Here is a 17,824-nt window from a genome sequence, read left to right as displayed (position 1 = left end):
GGTGAGGGAGCGTTCCAGGAATGGCATCGGACGAGACTCTGGTTTCCGCGGACCTGTTGCGGCGGCAGCTGGCGGCGATCTTCGGCGCCTGGGGCATGGCGGAAGATCACATCCAGACCACGCTCGACATCATGCTGTGGGCCGATCTCGCCGGGATCGACAGCCACGGTGCCGGCATGATGCAGCTCTATCATCGGCTGCGCGAGCAGGAGAAGCTGACCTTCCGGCCGGAGATCCGCGTCGTGCGCGAGAATCCGGCGACGGCGCTCGTCGACGGCGGCGGCGGTCTCGGCCATGTGCCATCGGTCCGCGCCATGGATCTCGCCTGCGACAAGGCGGCGACGATCGGCGTCGGCGTCGCCGCCGTGCGCAACTCCCACCACTACGGCGCCGCCGGCGCCTATGCCGAGCGGGCGAGCGACCGCGGCTTGATCGGCATCGCCATGACCGCGGTCGCACGGCCGAGCGTGGTGCCGCTCTACGGCGCCGACGCCATGTTCGGCACGAACCCGATCGCGTTTGCCGCACCGGCGAAGCGCAACCCGCCGTTCCTGCTCGACATGGCGACGAGCACGGCGGCGCTCGGCAAGATCACGATCGCGTCCCGCGTCGGCAAGCCGATCCCGGACGGCTGGGCGGTCGATCCGGATGGTCGCAGCATTACCGACCCGGACGCGGCCCTCAGCCATCGCCGCCTGACGCCGCTCGGCAGCACCCGCGCCATGGGCGGCCACAAGGGCTACGGCCTCGCCATGATGGTCGAGGTGCTGTGCACGACCCTGTCCGGCGCCCAGTTCGGGGCACTCCGGGAGCGGCGCGATCCGGACGCGGCGCGGCATGATGTCGGCCATTTCTTTCTGGCGATCGATCCGGACGCATTCCGCGAGGAGGGCGCGTTCGAGGCCGATCTCGACGAGATGATCGACGCGCTGCGCGCGACCCGGGCGGCTGATCCGGCGGAGCCGGTGCAGGTCGCGGGCGATCCCGAGGTCCGCGCCCGGGCGGAGCGGCAGCGGAACGGCATCCCGCTCTCGGCGCGGCTCGCCCAGGAATTGCGCGACATCGCGACGGCGGCCGGCGCGCCGATCCTGATCGGATCCTGATCGGGCATAACAGCTCTGCGCCCCGAGCAAGGGCGCCTGCGCAGATGCCGATTCCTTAGGTGGCCGGTCTGCCCGACAATCGCGGCCTTTGGTTCCGTTCAAAGGTCCTGCGATGAAGCTGCTGATCCCCGGCCCGGTCACGACCCATCCTTCCGTCCGCGCTGCGATGGCGGAGGATTACGCGCCGTGGGACAACGACTTCCGAGCTATCTACGCCCGGGTCTATCGCCGGCTGCTGCCGATCGCCGGCGGCGCGCCGGACCGGCATGCCGTGCTGCCGCTCCAGGGCTGCGGCCATTTTGCGGTCGAGGCGGCGATCCGCACCTTCGTGCCGAAGGGCGCCAAGCTCCTGCTGCCCATGACCGGCGCCTATGCCGATCGGGCGGCGCGGCTTGCCGAAGAAGCGGGCCGCACCGTCGTGCGCCTGCCGGTCCCGGCGCGCACGCGCACCAGCGTCGAGGCGGTTACGGCGGCGCTCGAGGCCGACCCCGCGATCGGCCATGTGGCGCTCGTCTATAGCGAGACCGGCTCGGGTATCATCCACGACGTGCCGGCCATCGCCGCCGCGGTGGGCCGGCTCGGCCGGCGCGTGCTGGTCGACGCGGTCAGCGCGTTCGGCATCCTGCCGTTCGATATCAGCGCGCTCGACATGGTCGATGCGATCAGCTTCACCTCCAACAAGGGCCTGGAAGCGCTGCCGGGCATGAGCTTCACCGTCGCGCCGATCGAGCGGCTCGACGCCTGCCGCGGCAATGCCGGCAGCTGGTCGCTCGATTTGAGCGACGTCTACGACCATCAGAGCGGGGCGGCGACGCCCGGCGCCCGGCGCAACACGCGCAGTGTGCCGGGGGCCGCACGCTTCACGCCACCGGCCCAGGTCGTGGCGGCGCTCGACGTGGCGCTCGACCGCTACGAGGCCGTAGGGCAGGCGGGGCGGCTCGCGCGCTATACGGCGAACATGCGGACCTTCTACGACGGCATCGTGGCGCTCGGCCTCACGCCCTGCCTGCCGGCGCACGTACAGGGCCCGATCATCGTCAATGTCGCGGCCCCGGCCGATCCCGCCTGGGACCTGCAGCGCTTCGTCGACGGCCTGAAGGCGCGCGGCTTCCTCATCAGCAATTTCTACAACACGCCGGAGCCGAGCTTCCGCGTCGGCTGCATCGGCGCGATCGAGCCCGCCGACATGGCGGCCGCAGTGCGCGCGATGGACGCGGTGTTGCGCGACATGGGCATCAAGGAGCGGGCAGGGACGCCGTCGTAGCCCCGCTTTCGCCGTCATCCCCGCGCCTCCGCGGGGATGACGAGGTGGGAAGGACGGCACGCTGCCATCAACGCCAAGGCCTCGTCGACAAGCTGAGGACCCATGGTTCTCGCACACTCACTGCGGATGGCTTTTTGGGGAAATCACCTTTAAGCTGAGCGTGTCGAGCATCTTTCGCGTCTGTGATTGGACGGTTTTGAATGTACCTTAGGTTCCTTGCGGTCTTGTCGCTGTGCCTGACCGCCGCTTGCGCCTCGTCTCCGTATGAAGCGGGTAAATCGGCGGCCGATGTTCCGTCAAAGATCGATGTGATCAAGCTGGACAAGGTCGCATCCTTCAACGGCGGATTCGACTCGGATGTCGATAAATCCATCGATCCCAATCCCTCGCAGAATGACAGCGAGGTCATGAGCGCCGTCAAAGCGGCGGTCATTTCCCAGTTCGAGAATTACGGGATGCACATCGTCGAGGACGGGACGCGTCCGCCTGACGTACGCGTACGGCTCTACGTGAGCTATCAGCCTGAATTGGGCCTGCTCGTTCACCGTTCCGTCATCGTCGGGATCCGGGTTCTGGATACGGATGGCACGCCCCTGTTGCGAATGGGGGCTGCGCAGGCCATGAGCCTCGGACTGATTGGCTCCCTGATCGTCTCTCGGGATGACTTCGTGACAGCGGTCGCGCGCGACGCCGTCATTGGCACCGTGGGGGAACTGCAGAAGGGTACGAAAGAGCCGGCAGGCAAGCCGGCCGATCCCGCCGTGGCCGTGCAACCGAGCCCGGGAACGAATCCTCCCGGCGCCCCTGTTTCCTAAGACTGTGAGTATCCGATGAGCCGATTTTCTAACATGGCGCGGAGCGGCTGCGGCTTGGCGCTAGTCGCTTTGATGCTGAACGCCTGCCAGAACGGCTACTCGCCCGACCATTACTCGTCGGCCAGCATGCAGCAGGCGAGCAAGGTTGATCGCGCCACTGTGCAAAGCGTCCGCTCGGTGGACGTGGATGGCACTGCGGGAGCCGGCGCTCTGGTTGGTGGTGCGGCCGGTGGTATCGGCGGCTCGTCATTCGGATCCGGCGGGGGCAGTGCCGCGGCCACCTTGGGCGGGGTCCTCGTGGGCGCCGCCATCGGCGCGCTTGTGGAGAAGAGCGCGACTGATACGCAGGCCTTCGAATATATCGTGCAGAAACAGAACGGCGATCTGATGTCGGTGACGCAGAAGGACGCGCAGCCTTTGGCCGTGGGCCAAAAGGTCATGCTCATCTACGGCGTCAAGGCCCGTCTCATTCCAGATACGTCGAACAACCCGCCGGCAGCACCGGCAAGCTGATCGGCGGTTTGTTCTTCTTGCACAAACCGCCCCTTTGCCGCCGGTCCTGCCCTGGGGCTTCCCCTTCGCCGTCCTGCGATGGGCGTTGCTTACGAATCCGCCTGGCGGTGGGCCTCGACCATCCAGAGCCATTTGTCGATGCCGCGGCCGACCTCGGTCAGCACGTCGGCGGTGATGGCGTCGCCGAGCTCGTCGGTCGTGTCGATCGATGCGCGGACGTTCTTGCCGAAGGTGGCGAGCGCGGTGCTCAACGCCTCGACATGGTTCGAGCCGGCCGAAATGTCGGTCGGGTAGGCCGGCAGGCGGCTCTTCGACACCGCTTCCTGCACGGTGCCATAGGCCGTGCCGCCCAGCGTCACGATGCGCTCGGCGATCAGGTCGGTGTAGTCGCGCACGTCGGTCGCGATCTGATCGAACAGCTCGTGCAGCGCGATGAAGTTCGGCCCCTTGACGTTCCAATGGGCCTGCTTGACCTGGGCGGAGAGGTCGACGGCGTCGGCCAACGCCGTGCTCAGCTCTCCGATGACGGAGGCGCGCACGTTGTCGGCCAGATCGATCTTGGTGCGATGCATGGGGACCTCTGGGTTTGGGATTTCAGGCATGGGCGGCACCTTGAGATAGGGGCGGCGCGCCCGGAAGCAAGCACGCCCGCCGCTACAATCGCGGGAAAACCACCATGGTTCCCGCCCCTATGGTTCCCTGGGCGCGGCTCTGGGCGGATCCCATCAAGCGGCGGCGGCCTCCAGCGCTTCCGCCGCTTCGAGCCACGCTTCCTCGGCGCTGGCGACGGCCGCCGAGAGCTCGGCCTGCCGCTTCATCAGCTGCGCGCGTTTGGCGCTGTCGAGATCGCGGCCGAGCAATGAAGCCTCGACCGTCGCCTTGTCCTCGGTGAGGCGCGCCAGCGACGCCTCGGCCTCGCGTGAGCGGCGGCGCAGCGCGTCCAGCTCCCGGCGCCGGTCGGCGCCGCGCGACCGGTCGGCCTGGCGCTCGTCGACGGGCTTCTCCTTCGGCCGCTTGTCCTTGGGAATCCTGGTATTGCCGGTGCCGGTCTTGCCCAGCATCAGCTTGCGATAGTCCTCGAGATCGCCGTCGAACGGCTTGACCCGGCCGTCGGCGACGAGCCACAGCTGGTCGGCCGTCAGTTCCAGGAGATGCCAGTCGTGGCTGATCAGGATGACGGCGCCCTTGTACTCGTTGATCGCGACCGCCAGCGCCTCGCGGCTGTCGATGTCGAGATGGTTGGTCGGCTCGTCGAAGATCAGCATCGGCGGCGCGTTGTAGGTGATGAGCGCGAAATTGAGCCGCGCGCGCTCGCCGCCCGACAGGTCCTTGACCTTGACGTTCGCCTTTTCCTGGCCGAAGCCGAAGCGGCCCAGGCGCGCACGCACCTGCGGCACGCCGGCGCCCGGCATGAGTGCCGCCATCAGCGTGAACGGCGTCGCCTCGCCGTCCATGTCCTCGATCTGGTGCTGGGCGAAGAAGCCGGTGAAGAGCTTGCCCGAGCGGTGATGGTGGCCCTCCATCGGCTCGAGCCGGCCGGCGACCAGCTTCGCGAAGGTCGACTTGCCGTTGCCGTTGGAGCCGAGGAGCGCGATGCGGTCGTCTGGATCAATGCGCACGTCGATCTCGCGCAGCACCGGCTTGCCCGGCGCATAGCCGACCGCGACCTTGTCGAACGACAGGAGCGGTGGCGCCAGCTCCACCGGCTCCGGGAAATCGAACGTCACGGACGGATCGTCGCGGATGACCGAGACGGCGTCGAGCTTCGCCAGCATCTTCATGCGGCTCTGCGCCTGGCGCGCCTTGGTCGCCTTGGCCTTGAACCGGTCGACGAAGCTTTGCAGGTGCTTGCGCTTGGCGTCGACCTTGGCGGCCTCGGCCTTGGACTGGGCGATGCGCTCCTCGCGCATCTTCTCGAACCAGTCGTAGTTGCCGGAATAGAAAGTCAGCTGCCGGCTGTCGAGATGCAGGATATGGTCGACGCAGGCGTTCAGGATCTGCCGGTCGTGGCTGATGACGAGCAGCGTGTGCGGATATTTCTGCAGATAGGCTTCGAGCCAGACCGTTGCCTCGAGATCGAGATGGTTGGTCGGCTCGTCGAGCAGCAAGAGTTCCGGCTGGGCGAAAAGGGCAGCCGCGAGCGCCACGCGCATGCGCCAGCCGCCCGAGAAGCTCGACATCGGCTGCTGCTGCATCTCTTCCGAGAATCCCAGGCCGGCCAGGATCTCGGCGGCGCGCGCCGGCGCCGTATGGGCGTCGATGTCGACGAGCCGCATGTGCACCTCGGCCAGCCGCTCGGCATCGTGCGACGTCTCCGCCTCGTGCATGAGGGCGGTACGCTCGAGATCGGCCGCCAACACCACATCCTGCGGCGTCATGGTGCCGCCCGGCGCCTCCTGCGCCACGATGCCGACGCGCGTGCCGCGCTGGATCTCGACCTCGCCCTGGTCGGGCTGCAGCTCGCCCAGGATCAGGCCGAACAGCGTCGACTTGCCGGCGCCGTTGCGGCCGACCAGGCCCACGCGATGGCCGGCGGCGATGACGGCGGACGCATTCTCGAGGAGCGTACGGCCGGCGATGCGATAGGTAATGTTGGAAATCGAGAGCATGGCGCCGCCCTCTTACCATGAGCGTCCCGGTCCTGGCGATCATTGCAATGCAGCACTGATCGTGTGATATCATCAGAGGATAAAAACACGGGGACGGGGCGGGCTTGCGACCAAACGGGGCTCGACATTCGTCGTACAAGTTGGTTGACTGAGCCTGACGAACGAAGCCGGATCATGAGACGTCCGGCAAGAAGACCTAGGGGGAGAGGGCGTGCGCCAGCCGAGACGGCCTGACGGGGAGTTCTTTGACCGGGAAACCTGCCCGGCATGAACTATATCTTTCAATTCGGCGAGATCCTGAAGCCCGTCAATTTCGACGAGCTTCTGTGGGGCATGGTGTACACGCTGCGCCTGTCGGCGATCTCGATGGTGCTGAGCCTTGCCTTCGCGATCGGGGGCGCGCTCCTGCGGACATCGGGCCCGAAGTGGATCCAGACGCTGGTCATCGCCTATGTCGAGGTCATCCGGAACACGCCGTTCCTGGTGCAGATCTTCATGATCTTTTTCGGCCTGCCGACCGTGGGCCTGAGCTTCGATGCCAACACCGCGGCGGTCATCGCCATGGTGCTGAACGGCAGCGCCTATACGATCGAGATCGTGCGCGCCGGCATCGAGAGCGTCACGCACGGCCAGATGGAGGCGGCGAGGGCGCTCGGCCTCCATACGCTGCAGAGCTTCCGCCTGGTCGTGCTGCCCCAGGCCTTGAAGGTCATGGTGGCGCCGCTCGGCAGCCAGTTCATCCTCCTGATGCTGAACTCGAGCATCGTCTCGGTCGTCTCGGCCGACGAGCTGATGGCCGCCGCCCAGGACGTGCAGTCGCGCACGTTCCGGCCATTCGAGACCTACATCATCGTGTTCGTCATCTATTTCATCGTCTCGATGATCTTCCAGGCGGCCTTCGCGCTCATCGACCGCTGGGCGTTCCCCCGCGTGGAGCACCGCTGATGCGCACGCTTACGTTCACCGACATCGAGTTCCTGGTCTGGGCCGTGCGCTGGACGCTGCTGCTGTCGGCGCTGGCGTTCGGCGGCGGCGCCGTGGTCGGCATCACGATCGCGTTCATGCGCACAGCGCAGCACCGGCTGCAGCGCTATCTCGCCATCGCCTATATCCGCCTGTTCCAGGGGACGCCGCTGCTGCTCCAGCTGTTCCTCGTGTTCTTCGGCGGCGACATGATCGGCGTCGCGGTCGACCCGTGGATTGCCGCCATGCTGGGCTTGAGCCTCAATGCCGGCGCGTTCCTGGGCGAGATCTGGCGTGGCGCCATCCAGGGCGTGCCCAAGGGGCAGATCGAGGCGGCGCGCTCGCTCGGCCTGCATTATGTGCCGATCATGTTCAGGGTCGTGCTGCCCCAGGCGCTCCGGCTCGCCGTGGCGCCGACCGTGGGCTTCCTCGTCAACCTGGTCAAAAGCACCTCGCTCGCCTCGATCCTGGGCTTCGTCGAGCTCATTCGCGCCGGGCAGCTGCTCAACAATGCGACGTTCCGCCCGTTCCTCATCTTCGGGACGGTGGCGCTCATCTATTTCGTCATCTGCTGGCCGCTCACCATCGCGAGCCGGCGGCTGGAGAAGCGTCTGGCGCAGGCCTATCGGCGCTAGGCAGGAACGGGAAACAGAAACCTTTGGGGAGAGGACGGCCATGAGACTGATGAAATACCTGGCGGCGGCCTGCGTCATGCTGGGCCTGGCGATGACGGCGCGGCCGGCGGCGGCGCAGACGGTCGACGAGATCCTGAGCCGCGGCTCGATCAATATCGGCGTGCTCGTCGATCTGCCGCCTTACGGCATCCTGAACGAGAAGCAGGAGCCGGACGGTTACGACATCGACGTGGCGAAGCTCCTCGGCAAGTACATGGGCGTCAAGGTCAACCTGGTGCAGCTGACCAGCCCGAACCGCATCCCGTTCTTGCTTACCAACAAGGTCGACCTGATCGTCGCGACCTTCGGCGTGACGCCGGAGCGCGCGAAGCAGGTGCTGTTCTCGATCCCCTACAGTGCCATCGAGAACGTCGTGTTCGCGCCCAAGGACAAGAAGATCACTTCGCTCGACGACCTGAAGGGCCTCAAGGTCGGCGTGCCGCGCGGCACGGTGCAGGATGTGATCCTGAGCACGAGCTTGGGCGACCAGGTCAAGATGGCGCGGTTCGACGATGATCCCAGCACCTATCAGGCGCTGATCACCCACCAGGTCGACGCGATCGCCGAGACGGGCCTGACCGGCGACACGACTTTCGCCGCCAACCCGGGCGCCGGCATCGAGCGCAAGTTCACCCTGCTGCAGCAGCCGAACGGCATCACCATGCGCAAGGACCAGTGGAACCTGCACCAGTGGGTCAACACATTCGTCTATTTCGTGAAGAACAACGGCGAGCTCAACGCCATCCACGAGAAGTGGTTCCATAAGCCGCTGCCCAATCTGCCGACCTTCTGATCGCGGGTTAGGACGTGTGGCTGGCCCATCCGGAGTGTGGGGACTCCGGATGGGCCTTTTCATTTTCCGGCGATTGCCTGTCCTGGAAGCGCCCTTACGAGCGTCCGCGCGGTACCATCGGGAGCCGGTTTCCCTTATAGTCCGGAGTGCCGCACCTTCGGTCGCCGGCTTCGCCGGCAGGACCACCGACCGGGCTCTCGGGCGCCCGACATCAGAGCCCTGCTGACATCTCAATCTTCGTTACGCGTTCCCATCAAAACAACAATTGGGGAGGAACGAATGACTTCATTGCGCCTTGCCCGATGGGGCGGCCTGGCCGTGCTCATCCTTGCCGCCGGCTGGCATTCTCCGGCTGCGGCCGCGGGTCGATGCGACCAGCTGCTGGCGCTGCTCAAGGGCAGCATCACGGACGCGACCTGCGTCGAGAGTCCGGACCTCACGACCAACAATTCGGCGACGACGCCGGCCAACAACTCGCTGCCGGGCCTGCCGGCCTTCGCCTTCACGCCGCAGACCGACCGGGCGACGATCGCGCCGGTCGCGGCCGATCGCACGCCGATCACCAAGGCGGTGCCGGGCATCCAGATCGACGGGCGCCTTGCCCAGGATCCGCTGGGTGAGGGGCGGATCCTGCTCCGCCTGCCGGACAGCTGGAACGGCAGGCTGGTCGTCGCCGGCGCGTCGGGCACGCGCAGCGAGTTCAACGGCGATTTCGCCTGGAGCGACTATGTCGTGCAGAAGGGCTACGCCTATGTTTCGCAGAACAAGGGCGTCTTGAACCTGCAGCTCTCGACCTCGACCGACCCGCTTGCCTGCCGGCTCAATCCGGTGACGCCGGTCTATGTCCATTTCTACGACAATGATCCGGCCGAGGTGTTCTCGCGCTGGAACCTCGCGATGCAGGCAGCGGCCGTGGTCGGGCGCGAGGCGCTGCAGTTCCGCTATGGCCGCTTCCCGGCGCACACTTATGCGGTCGGCACCTCGAACGGCGGTTACCAGGTGCGCCGGGCGATGGAGACGGCGCCCGAGCTGTTCGACGGCGGCGTTGATTGGGAGGGCACCTACGCCGATCCGACGCGCGGCAACATCCTCCAATCCCTGCCGCCGGCGCTCTTGAACTATTCCGACTATATCGCCTCGGGCCGCGACCCGAACAGCACGGCTGCCAAGAACATCCTGGCCGCAGGCTATCCGCCGGACATCGTCACCGGCACGAGCTCGCTTTGGACCAACTACTGGACGGAATTCTGGGAGGTCACCCAGTGCCAGTGGCAGAAGCGGCTGGATCCGACCTATGACACCTACGGCGCGGGCCTCGCCAACTACATCTATGTCGACCGGCTGTCGGCCTCCGACGTCGGCGCCAACGTCGCGGCCTTCGCCACGACGGGCCGCATCAAGCGACCGCTCATCACGGTGGCCGGCACCATGGATGCGCTCCTGCCGATCAATGACCAGGCGCGCGCCTATGCCCGGGCGGTGGCAGCGGCGGCCCACCGCGACGACGACCGAGACCAGGACGGCGACCATCGGACGCCGGCCTATCGGCTCTACGAGGTGCAGAACGGCAACCACATCGAGAGCTATCGCGCGACGTTCCCGCAACTCGAGCTGATCGAGCCGCATGCCCAGCGGGCGTTCGACCTGCTGGTGGCCCATGTCGAGCAAGGCCAGTCGCTGCCGCCCGACCAGTGCATTCCGCGCGGCGGTGCGATCGCTGAGAACGCGGCCGAGCCCGGCCACTGCACGAGCCTGTTCGTGCCGTGACGTAAGGGGGCGGCCCAAAGCGGCCGCCCGCCTTTGATTTCGTCATTCCCGCGCAGGCGGGAATCCAGCAAGAGCCGCGTCCGCGGCGACGAGACTCATATCCGCGCTGCCGCGCGTAAGGACTGGATTCCCGCCTGCGCGGGAATAACGGCAAACATACCTGTTCCCGCATCCCGCAACGGGACTCGATTTTCCCCGGCCGGGGTGGCAGTGTCCGCTCCGGTCATGTCTCTCTTCCCCGCTTCCGAGCCCGATCCTGCCGCCCATGAGCGCGCGCAGGATCTCCTGCGCGACGTCTTCGGCTATGCCCAGTTCCGCGGCCAGCAGCAGGCGATCATCGAGCATGTGATCGACGGCGGCGACGCGCTCGTGCTGATGCCGACTGGCGGCGGCAAGTCGCTCTGCTACCAGATCCCGGCGCTGGTCAGGCCCGGCGTCGGCATCGTCGTCTCGCCGCTGATAGCACTCATGAAGGACCAGGTCGATGCGCTCCGCCAGGCCGGCGTGCGGGCGGCCTACCTCAATTCCTCGCTCTCGCCCGGCGAGGCGCGCCAGATCGAGGAGGATATGCGCTCGGGCGCGCTCGACCTCGTCTATGTGGCACCCGAGCGGCTGGTCATGCCGTATTTCCTCGACCTGCTGGAGCGACTGCGGATCGCGCTCTTCGCGATCGACGAGGCGCATTGCGTCTCGCAATGGGGTCACAATTTCCGGCCCGAGTATCGCGCGCTCACCATCCTGCACGAGCGTTTCCCGACGGTGCCGCGCATCGCCTTGACCGCGACCGCCGACGGGCCGACGCGCAAGGACATCGTCGAGCGCCTGCAGCTGGACGAGGCGCGCGTGTTCGTTTCCGGCTTCGACCGGCCGAACATCGCCTATCGCGTGGTCGAGAAGAAGGACGCGCGCAACCAGCTGCTGCACTTCCTGCGCACCGAACACCCGGACGACGCCGGCATCGTCTATTGCCTGTCGCGCCGCAAGGTCGACGAGGTCGCGGATTTTCTGTCGCAGCACGGCCGCCTGGCGCTGCCGTACCACGCCGGGCTCGACGCCGAGACGCGGCAGCGCCACCAGGACCGCTTCCTGAAGGACGAGGGCGTCGTGGTGGTCGCAACCGTCGCCTTCGGCATGGGCATCGACAAGCCGAACGTGCGCTTCGTCGCCCACCTCGACGTGCCGCGCAGCCTTGAGGCCTACTACCAGGAGACCGGGCGCGCCGGGCGCGACGGGCTGCCGGCGACCGCCTGGATGACCTATGGCCTGGCCGACGTCATCTCGTGCAAGCAGATGGTCCAGGGTTCCGAGCTCGACGACCGGCAGAAGCGGGTCGAACTGCAGAAGCTCGACGCGCTGCTCGGCTATTGCGAGACGGCGACGTGCCGGCGGCAGGTACTGCTCAATTATTTCAGCGACAATTCGCTCACCGGCCCGTGCGGCAACTGCGACATCTGCCTCAATCCGGTGAAGCGCTGGGACGGCACGATCGCGGCGCAGAAGGCGCTCTCAGCGGTCTATCGCACGGGCCAGCGCTTCGGCGTGCAGCATCTGGTCGACGTGCTGACCGGCAAGGAGACCGAGAAGATCCTGGAACGCGGCCATCACCTGCTCAAGACCTTCGGCGTCGGCAGGGAGATCGGCCGCAACGCCTGGCAGGCGATCTTCCGCCAACTCGTCGCCGGCGGCTATCTGGCGGTCGATGTCGAGGGGCACGGCGGCCTGTTGTTCGGCCCCAAGGCCGCCGCCGTGGTCAAGGGCGAGGATACGGTCGAGTTCCGCGAGCATCGCGAGGAGAAGGCGCCACGTCGGGCGACCGGTGGCCGGCGCGGCGGTACGGCGCACGAGCTCGAGGGCAGCGATGCGCGGCTGTTCGAGGCGCTTCGGCATTGGCGGCTCGAGCTGTCGCGCGAGCAGGGGGTGCCGCCTTACGTCATCCTGCACGACGCGACGCTGGTGGCGCTCAGCGTCGAGCGCCCGGCCGATATGACGGCCTTGGCCGCCATTCCGGGCGTCGGGCGCTCCAAGCTCGATCGCTACGGCCAGGCGATCCTGGAGATCGTCGCCAATGGCTGAACTACTGGGCTGAGGCTTACTAGGCCGGGTTTACCAGGCCGGCAGGATGGCACCCTTGAAGCGCTGGTCGAGGAAATCGGCCACTTCCTTCGACTGATAGGCCTGCACCAGGATCTTCAGGTCCGGCCGGTCCTTGTCGGCCTCGCGTGCGGCGACGAAATTGCCGTACGGGTTGCCCTGGCGCGGCTCGATCGCGAGCGCGTCCTTGCGCGGGTCGAGGCCGGAATTGACCGCATAGTCGGTATTGATGATCGCGGCGTCGAGATCCTCGACCGCCCGCGGCAGCTGTGCGGCATCGAGCTCGATGAACTTGAAGCCGTGCGGGTTGTCCGCAATGTCGGTCACCGACGGCAGCAGGGCTTTGTTCGGCGCGAGCGTGATGAGCTTGTTCGCCGCCAGCAGGTTGAGCGCGCGCCCGCCGTTGCTGGGGTCGTTCGGAATGCCGATCTTGGCGCCCTTCGGCAGCTGGTCGAGGCTCTTCGCCTTCCGGGCATAAAGCCCCATGGGTTCCACGATCGTGAAGCCGATCGGCACGATGTGATAGCCGCGCGCGGCTATCTGGGCGTCGAGATAGGGCTTGTGCTGGAAGGCGTTGGCGTCAAGGTCGCCGGATGCCAGCGCCGCATTGACGAGGGCGTAGTCCTGGAAGGTCACGAGCTCGACCTCGAGCCCATGCTGGGCCGCGACCTTCTTCGCGACCTCGGCGACCTCTTCCTCACCGCCTGCCATGACGCCGAGCTTGAGCTTGCCGGCAGCGCTTGCCGTGCCGGCCGAGACCGCAAGGCAGAGTGCCGCTGCCATGCTCAGCAGCAGCCGGCGGGTGACGCTTCCGGTGAGGGGGTGAGGGCCGAACATACGGGGCTTCCTTCTCGGATGGATGCAAAGGCCCCGATCGTGAAGCACAAGGAAGGAATGTTGTATTGTTAATTGCACATATCGAATATGCACAAATATAGATTGTACAATTATTCCGTACGCTCAGTTTCGGCGGGTCCATCAGATCGGCTCGGAGCCGCCTCTCTGGCGAGGTGGCCCGAGCGAGGTTGATGGGGCCGACACGTCTTCGCTGCCGGCTCCCTGTTAGCCGGTCAGGCGGCGGTGGTGAGCCGTTCCGCGGCGCGGGCGGCGGCCTTCGGTGCCGGGGTCTTCGTCGGGGCCGGGGTCGCCGGTATCAGTGTTTTGACGAAGGCGTCGTAGAGCTCAAAGCTGCTGTTGCGCATCAAGTCGTTGAGATGACGGAACTCCTGGATCGTTTCCTCGACCGCTGCCTTGACCGTTTCCGCCGGACGGGTAGCGTTGTGCTCCGGGTCCGCCTCGCCGAGAAAACTCTCGGTGACGGCCGCGAGCTGGCGCGATCCTTTGCTCATCATCTCGATTTCGCAGCACCAGATGTCCGATGCGGTGTGCATGAACAAGCCGGTGAGCTTGGCGGCAGATTCCAGACGCTTGACCGCCTCGTCGAGCGACTTCGGCCCGAACGCGGCTGATTGCTGGGCGAGCAGGCTTTCAACAATGGAATTCTGTTGAGCTTCCGACATGGCTCTACTCCTCTGGGGGGCTGGAGGCGCCAGGGACGGTCTTATTGGGGGAGGTGATCGCCGGTGAAGATGCTGGGGGCTTCAGTGGCGCCGAGGGCATCATAGCGCGGTCGCCATGACATGTCGCTGAAAGTCTTACTACTTCAGCGGATTTCTTTTTGAAAATTACAATCAGAAATGGTCGTGCAGCTGGATGCCGAACTCGTGTCGCTCGAGGAAGCTGCCGCGGTCGCCGAAGCTTTCCGGCAGCGAGCTTTCGCGGAGAACGGGTGCCAGATGCGGCCGGTCCGATGCATTGTCCTTCGCCTTGGGGTCGAGCAACGGCTTCGTCGGAGCCTGCGGCTGATAGGGCAGCACCGGATCGGGCTTGAGGAGCCCGCTCTTTACCGGGTCGATGTTGAGCTGCAGCTGCGCGTCATATTGTTGGGCCGGGGTTGGCGCGACGAGCACTGTCTCGCCCTGATGCTTCTTCTTGGCTTTCGCCGTCGTATCGGCCGCGAAACCGGGCGTACAAAAGCCCCCGACGAGCCCGAAAAGGCCGATCAGGGCGACGGCATGCATGATGAGGCGTCGCGGCGACATGCCCGGAGTATCGCGGAGATTTGAAGATTTTGAAAGCAAAACTGCCAACGAGGACTTGCGTGTCACAAAAATGCATCTACATCAGGCGGTTGCCCCAAAAGCGCCGATAGGCTGAATATTGGGCCGGCTTTTCGCTAGACCATTGATTTCAAGGCGAATTGACTAACGATCGACCGCAGAGGCGGCCGACGGACGACGCCGATGCGGAGGCTGGTCGGCGGGCTCGCCGCGCGTGGCTTGCAGTGGTTTGGGCTCGCCCACTGCCCGTAGTGCGGCCAAGACGCCTGGGCGGCCATCCGGGGGAGACAAGTCGGAGTTAATGGCCTAACCTGCCGGCCCGATCCGCCCCCGTGCTCGAGAGCGCCCCTGCCGTCTTGCCCGGCAATCTCGACAACCGAGGAGGCGGCGCGCCTGAGATCACGACGCCTGAGATCATGACGTCAGAACGCATAAACTCCGAGGAGGACGAGAACAGATGAAGCTGCTGCGTTACGGCCCGGCGGGCCAGGAGAAGCCCGGCATCCTGGATCGGGACGGCAAGATCCGCGACCTCGCCGGTGTCGTCGACGACATCGCGGGCGATGCGCTGTCACCGGCTGGCCTCGCCAAGCTCCGGGCGCTCGATCCGGCGACCCTGCCGCTCGTCGCGGGCAGCCCGCGGCTCGGCGCCTGCGTCGGGCGGGTCGGCAAGTTCGTCGCCGTCGGCCTCAACTATTCCGACCATGCGGCCGAGACCGGCGCCAAGGTGCCGGAGGAGCCGATCCTGTTCATGAAGGCGACGAGCTCGATCGTCGGCCCGAACGACACGGTCGTGATTCCGAAGAATTCCCGCAAGACCGACTGGGAGGTCGAGCTCGCGATCATCATCGGCACCAAGGCGAACTACGTCTCCGAGGCGGACGCGCTCAGCCATGTTGCGGGTTATTGCGTGGTGAACGACGTGTCCGAGCGCGAATTCCAGGCCGAGCGCGGCGGGCAATGGACCAAGGGCAAGAGTGCCGACACGTTCGGCCCGATGGGACCGTGGCTGGTGACGCCGGACGAGATTGCCGACGTTCAGGCGCTCGACATGTTTCTCGACGTCTCGGGTACCCGACGTCAGACCGGCAACACCCGCACGATGATCTTCGGCGTCAAGTTCCTGGTCCACTACATCAGCCAGTTCATGACGCTCCACCCGGGCGACGTCATCACCACCGGCACGCCGCCGGGCGTCGGGCTCGGCATGAAGCCCGTGCCCGTGTTCCTGAAGCCCGGTGATGAAATGCATCTCGGCATCCAGGGATTGGGCGAGCAGCGCCAGAGGGTCGTCGCCTACGAAGGATGATTGGCTGAAAAATAGGCGAAATTGCGGAAAAAACCCGTCGCGATAGCAGCTTGGAGGGCTGTCGCGACGGCTTTTATTCGGTTATGCTCGACACCTCTTGGTGTTAATCCGAGCATAGAGCAGCCATGTACGAGCGCCGTCCGGGCTTTTTCCGCAACGAAGATCCACCTTCAGGCCGCCGTGTCGACGCCAAGGTGAAGTGGTTCAACGCCAGCAAGGGTTTCGGTTTCGTCACCCCGGCCGACGGGACGCAGGACGCGTTCCTGCCGATGGCGACCCTCCGCCGCGCAGGCTTCGAGGATGTGAGCGAGGGGGCCTCGCTCGTGTGTGAGATCGGCGAGGGCGCCAAGGGCCCGCTGGTGGTGAGCGTGATCGATGTCGATCTTACGACCGCCGTGCCCCAGTCGGGCTCGCGCGGCCATGATCGCGACGCGCCGCAGACGCCGTCGGGCTCGCTCGACGGTTCAGTGAAATGGTTCGAGCCCGGCAAGGGCTACGGCTTCATTTCCCCCGACGGCGGCGGCAAGGACATCTTCATCCACATTACCGCGCTGCGCCGCAGCGGCTTGCAGGGCCTCGATCCCGGCGTGCGCGTGCGCGTCGACGTGGTCGACGGCAAGAAGGGCCTCGAGGCGTTCGGCGTCACGATTATTTGAGCGCTTAGGGCATCCCAAGCGCTTAAGGCCCCCGATCGGGACCACGGCCGGCGGACATGATCCACTGCCGGCCGTGCGTCTATCAGAAGTTCACTGCTTCTTGTTGAGCCGGTCGGCCGCGGCCTTGGAATCGGCTGTCAGCTTGTCGAACGTGGCCTGAAGCTGGGCGTGATGGTCCTTGAGCGCGCCGGCGATCAGGTGATTGTCGGCGTCCGCCTCCTTGAAGAAGCAATCGTCATACTGCTTGGCCGCCTGCTGATAGGCTTGGGCGTCCTTGATGCTTGCCTCGTAGGCGGCGCGGCCCGACGCGTTGATCGTGGGCGGCGTCGGCTCGGTGCCGCATCCGGTCGGGACCCAGGTGCCGGCCCGGAGGGTGCCGGCTTCGGCGGTGCCGTTCGTAAGCATGCCGGTCGTGAATGCGCCGATAGCAAGCGCAGAGATCATGATTGCGAGAGTGGTCCGTCCGATCATCTCGTGCCCTTGTGCCAAACTTCAAACCGACCAGAGTTCGAGCATGCCGCGCGGTGGCTGTAAAGCGCGGGTGTGTTTCCGAACGCTTCAGCAGCTCAGGTCGGCGGACCGTTCTGGGGCGAGGCGCCCGGGACCGCCTGCTGGGGCGACGGCGCTGCCGGCGATCCGGGCGCTTGCGGTCCGGCAGGAGTTCCAGGTTGCCTAGGCGATGATTGGCCGGGGGGCGTCTGGCCAGGCAGCAGCGGCTGGCGGCCGCCGACGAACACCTCGCACGCGCTGGTGCCATCCTGCCGGAACAGGTAGTCCTCGGTCTTGACCGCGAGACGGTCGGGGTCCCACAGGTTGAGGCCCGTGCCCTTGGCGACGCCCAGCACAGCGGCACCGCCCGCCTTCGCGTGCAGCCGCACGATGTAGCGGCCCATCTGCCGCTCGTTGAAGCGGCCGAGCGAACAGGCGTTGCTGAGCTTCGGATCGCGCGGGCCCGCCTCCCAGTAAGGCGCCTGGGAGTCGAGCAGGTTCTCGGTCGCCCGGCCGGTCAACGGCCAGACGGCGGCAAGGAGCCAGATGAAGAGGCCGATCCGTGCTGCTGTGCCTTGTCTCGACATGGGTTCCGCTTTAAGGGTCGCGTTGCTCAAGGGAAACTAGCACGGCCGCAGGGAGTGCGGCAGGAGAGGGT

18 protein-coding genes are annotated in these 17,824 nt (G+C 66.2%); 11 read left to right on the top strand and 7 right to left on the bottom strand.

All coding sequences use genetic code 11. From position 1 onward, the window contains the following. Positions 1-20: 20 nt before the first annotated feature. The 4 genes from IEY58_RS17400 to IEY58_RS17385 all read left to right on the top strand — a co-directional run bounded on the left by IEY58_RS17400 (position 21) and on the right by IEY58_RS17385 (position 3,695). Positions 21-1,103 (top strand): Ldh family oxidoreductase, encoded by a 1,083-nt coding sequence (locus IEY58_RS17400; protein WP_189048038.1) that lies wholly within the window; start codon positions 21-23, stop codon positions 1,101-1,103. Between the two features lie 112 nt (positions 1,104-1,215). Then, on the top strand, positions 1,216-2,367 hold the full coding sequence (locus IEY58_RS17395; RefSeq protein WP_189048036.1) for a 2-aminoethylphosphonate--pyruvate transaminase: 1,152 nt from the start codon (positions 1,216-1,218) through the stop codon (positions 2,365-2,367). A 200-nt stretch (positions 2,368-2,567) separates the two neighbouring features. Beyond that, positions 2,568-3,182, top strand: coding sequence for a hypothetical protein (locus IEY58_RS17390; protein WP_189048034.1), 615 nt, complete (start codon positions 2,568-2,570; stop codon positions 3,180-3,182). Between the two features lie 15 nt (positions 3,183-3,197). Beyond that, positions 3,198-3,695 (top strand): outer membrane lipoprotein, encoded by a 498-nt coding sequence (locus tag IEY58_RS17385; RefSeq protein WP_189048032.1) that lies wholly within the window; start codon positions 3,198-3,200, stop codon positions 3,693-3,695. An 89-nt stretch (positions 3,696-3,784) separates the two neighbouring features. Here IEY58_RS17385 and dps read toward each other — a convergent pair whose 3' ends face one another. Together dps and IEY58_RS17375 are read right to left on the bottom strand one after the other, a co-directional pair. Next, entirely contained in the window at positions 3,785-4,267 is a 483-nt protein-coding gene (gene dps / locus IEY58_RS17380) for a DNA starvation/stationary phase protection protein Dps (RefSeq protein ID WP_189048030.1), read from the bottom strand. Positions 4,268-4,420: 153 nt separating this feature from the next. Next, entirely contained in the window at positions 4,421-6,304 is a 1,884-nt protein-coding gene (locus IEY58_RS17375; protein WP_189048028.1) for an ABC-F family ATP-binding cassette domain-containing protein, read from the bottom strand. A 267-nt stretch (positions 6,305-6,571) separates the two neighbouring features. Between IEY58_RS17375 and IEY58_RS17370 the strand changes: the two genes are divergently transcribed. From IEY58_RS17370 to recQ, 5 genes are all read left to right on the top strand, one after another. Further along, positions 6,572-7,249: an amino acid ABC transporter permease gene (locus IEY58_RS17370; protein ID WP_189048026.1), complete on the top strand. Its 678-nt coding sequence runs from the start codon at positions 6,572-6,574 to the stop codon at positions 7,247-7,249. Then, positions 7,249-7,902, top strand: coding sequence for an amino acid ABC transporter permease (locus IEY58_RS17365; RefSeq protein ID WP_189048024.1), 654 nt, complete (start codon positions 7,249-7,251; stop codon positions 7,900-7,902). Before IEY58_RS17370 ends, IEY58_RS17365 begins: the two co-directional genes overlap by 1 nt. A 40-nt stretch (positions 7,903-7,942) precedes the next feature. Next, positions 7,943-8,734 (top strand): transporter substrate-binding domain-containing protein, encoded by a 792-nt coding sequence (locus IEY58_RS17360; protein WP_189048022.1) that lies wholly within the window; start codon positions 7,943-7,945, stop codon positions 8,732-8,734. 279 nt (positions 8,735-9,013) lie between these two features. Beyond that, entirely contained in the window at positions 9,014-10,501 is a 1,488-nt protein-coding gene (locus tag IEY58_RS17355; protein WP_189048020.1) for a 3-hydroxybutyrate oligomer hydrolase family protein, read from the top strand. Positions 10,502-10,726: 225 nt separating this feature from the next. Next, positions 10,727-12,574: a DNA helicase RecQ gene (recQ, locus tag IEY58_RS17350; RefSeq protein WP_189048018.1), complete on the top strand. Its 1,848-nt coding sequence runs from the start codon at positions 10,727-10,729 to the stop codon at positions 12,572-12,574. A 30-nt stretch (positions 12,575-12,604) separates the two neighbouring features. On the opposite strand, the gene IEY58_RS17345 is transcribed toward recQ, so the two are convergent. From IEY58_RS17345 to IEY58_RS17335, 3 genes are all read right to left on the bottom strand, one after another. Then, positions 12,605-13,429 (bottom strand): MetQ/NlpA family ABC transporter substrate-binding protein, encoded by an 825-nt coding sequence (locus tag IEY58_RS17345; RefSeq protein ID WP_229743785.1) that lies wholly within the window; start codon positions 13,427-13,429, stop codon positions 12,605-12,607. A gap of 233 nt (positions 13,430-13,662) precedes the next feature. After that, on the bottom strand, positions 13,663-14,112 hold the full coding sequence (locus IEY58_RS17340) for a hypothetical protein (protein WP_189048016.1): 450 nt from the start codon (positions 14,110-14,112) through the stop codon (positions 13,663-13,665). Between the two features lie 171 nt (positions 14,113-14,283). Further along, the gene (locus IEY58_RS17335) at positions 14,284-14,694 is read right to left on the bottom strand and encodes a hypothetical protein (protein ID WP_189048014.1); all 411 of its coding nucleotides are present in this window, start codon (positions 14,692-14,694) and stop codon (positions 14,284-14,286) included. Positions 14,695-15,169: 475 nt separating this feature from the next. Here IEY58_RS17335 and IEY58_RS17330 point away from each other — a divergent pair, with 475 nt between their 5' ends. Together IEY58_RS17330 and IEY58_RS17325 are read left to right on the top strand one after the other, a co-directional pair. Then, complete coding sequence (locus IEY58_RS17330; RefSeq protein ID WP_189048012.1) at positions 15,170-16,021, top strand: fumarylacetoacetate hydrolase family protein; 852 nt, start codon at positions 15,170-15,172, stop codon at positions 16,019-16,021. A gap of 125 nt (positions 16,022-16,146) precedes the next feature. Next, positions 16,147-16,677 carry a cold-shock protein gene (locus tag IEY58_RS17325; protein ID WP_189048010.1) on the top strand — a complete coding sequence of 177 codons (531 nt, stop codon included), beginning with the start codon at positions 16,147-16,149 and terminating at the stop codon, positions 16,675-16,677. A 90-nt stretch (positions 16,678-16,767) separates the two neighbouring features. Here the strand turns inward: IEY58_RS17325 and IEY58_RS17320 are convergent, their stop codons facing one another. Further along, positions 16,768-17,121 (bottom strand): hypothetical protein, encoded by a 354-nt coding sequence (locus IEY58_RS17320; protein WP_189048009.1) that lies wholly within the window; start codon positions 17,119-17,121, stop codon positions 16,768-16,770. A gap of 122 nt (positions 17,122-17,243) precedes the next feature. Further along, positions 17,244-17,753 carry a hypothetical protein gene (locus IEY58_RS17315; protein ID WP_189048007.1) on the bottom strand — a complete coding sequence of 170 codons (510 nt, stop codon included), beginning with the start codon at positions 17,751-17,753 and terminating at the stop codon, positions 17,244-17,246. Positions 17,754-17,824: the final 71 nt, after the last annotated feature.

Origin of the sequence: Aliidongia dinghuensis, assembly GCF_014643535.1 — a bacterium.
In the GTDB taxonomy this organism is placed as follows: domain Bacteria; phylum Pseudomonadota; class Alphaproteobacteria; order ATCC43930; family CGMCC-115725; genus Aliidongia; species Aliidongia dinghuensis.
This window is presented reverse-complemented; position numbering and strand designations above follow the sequence as displayed.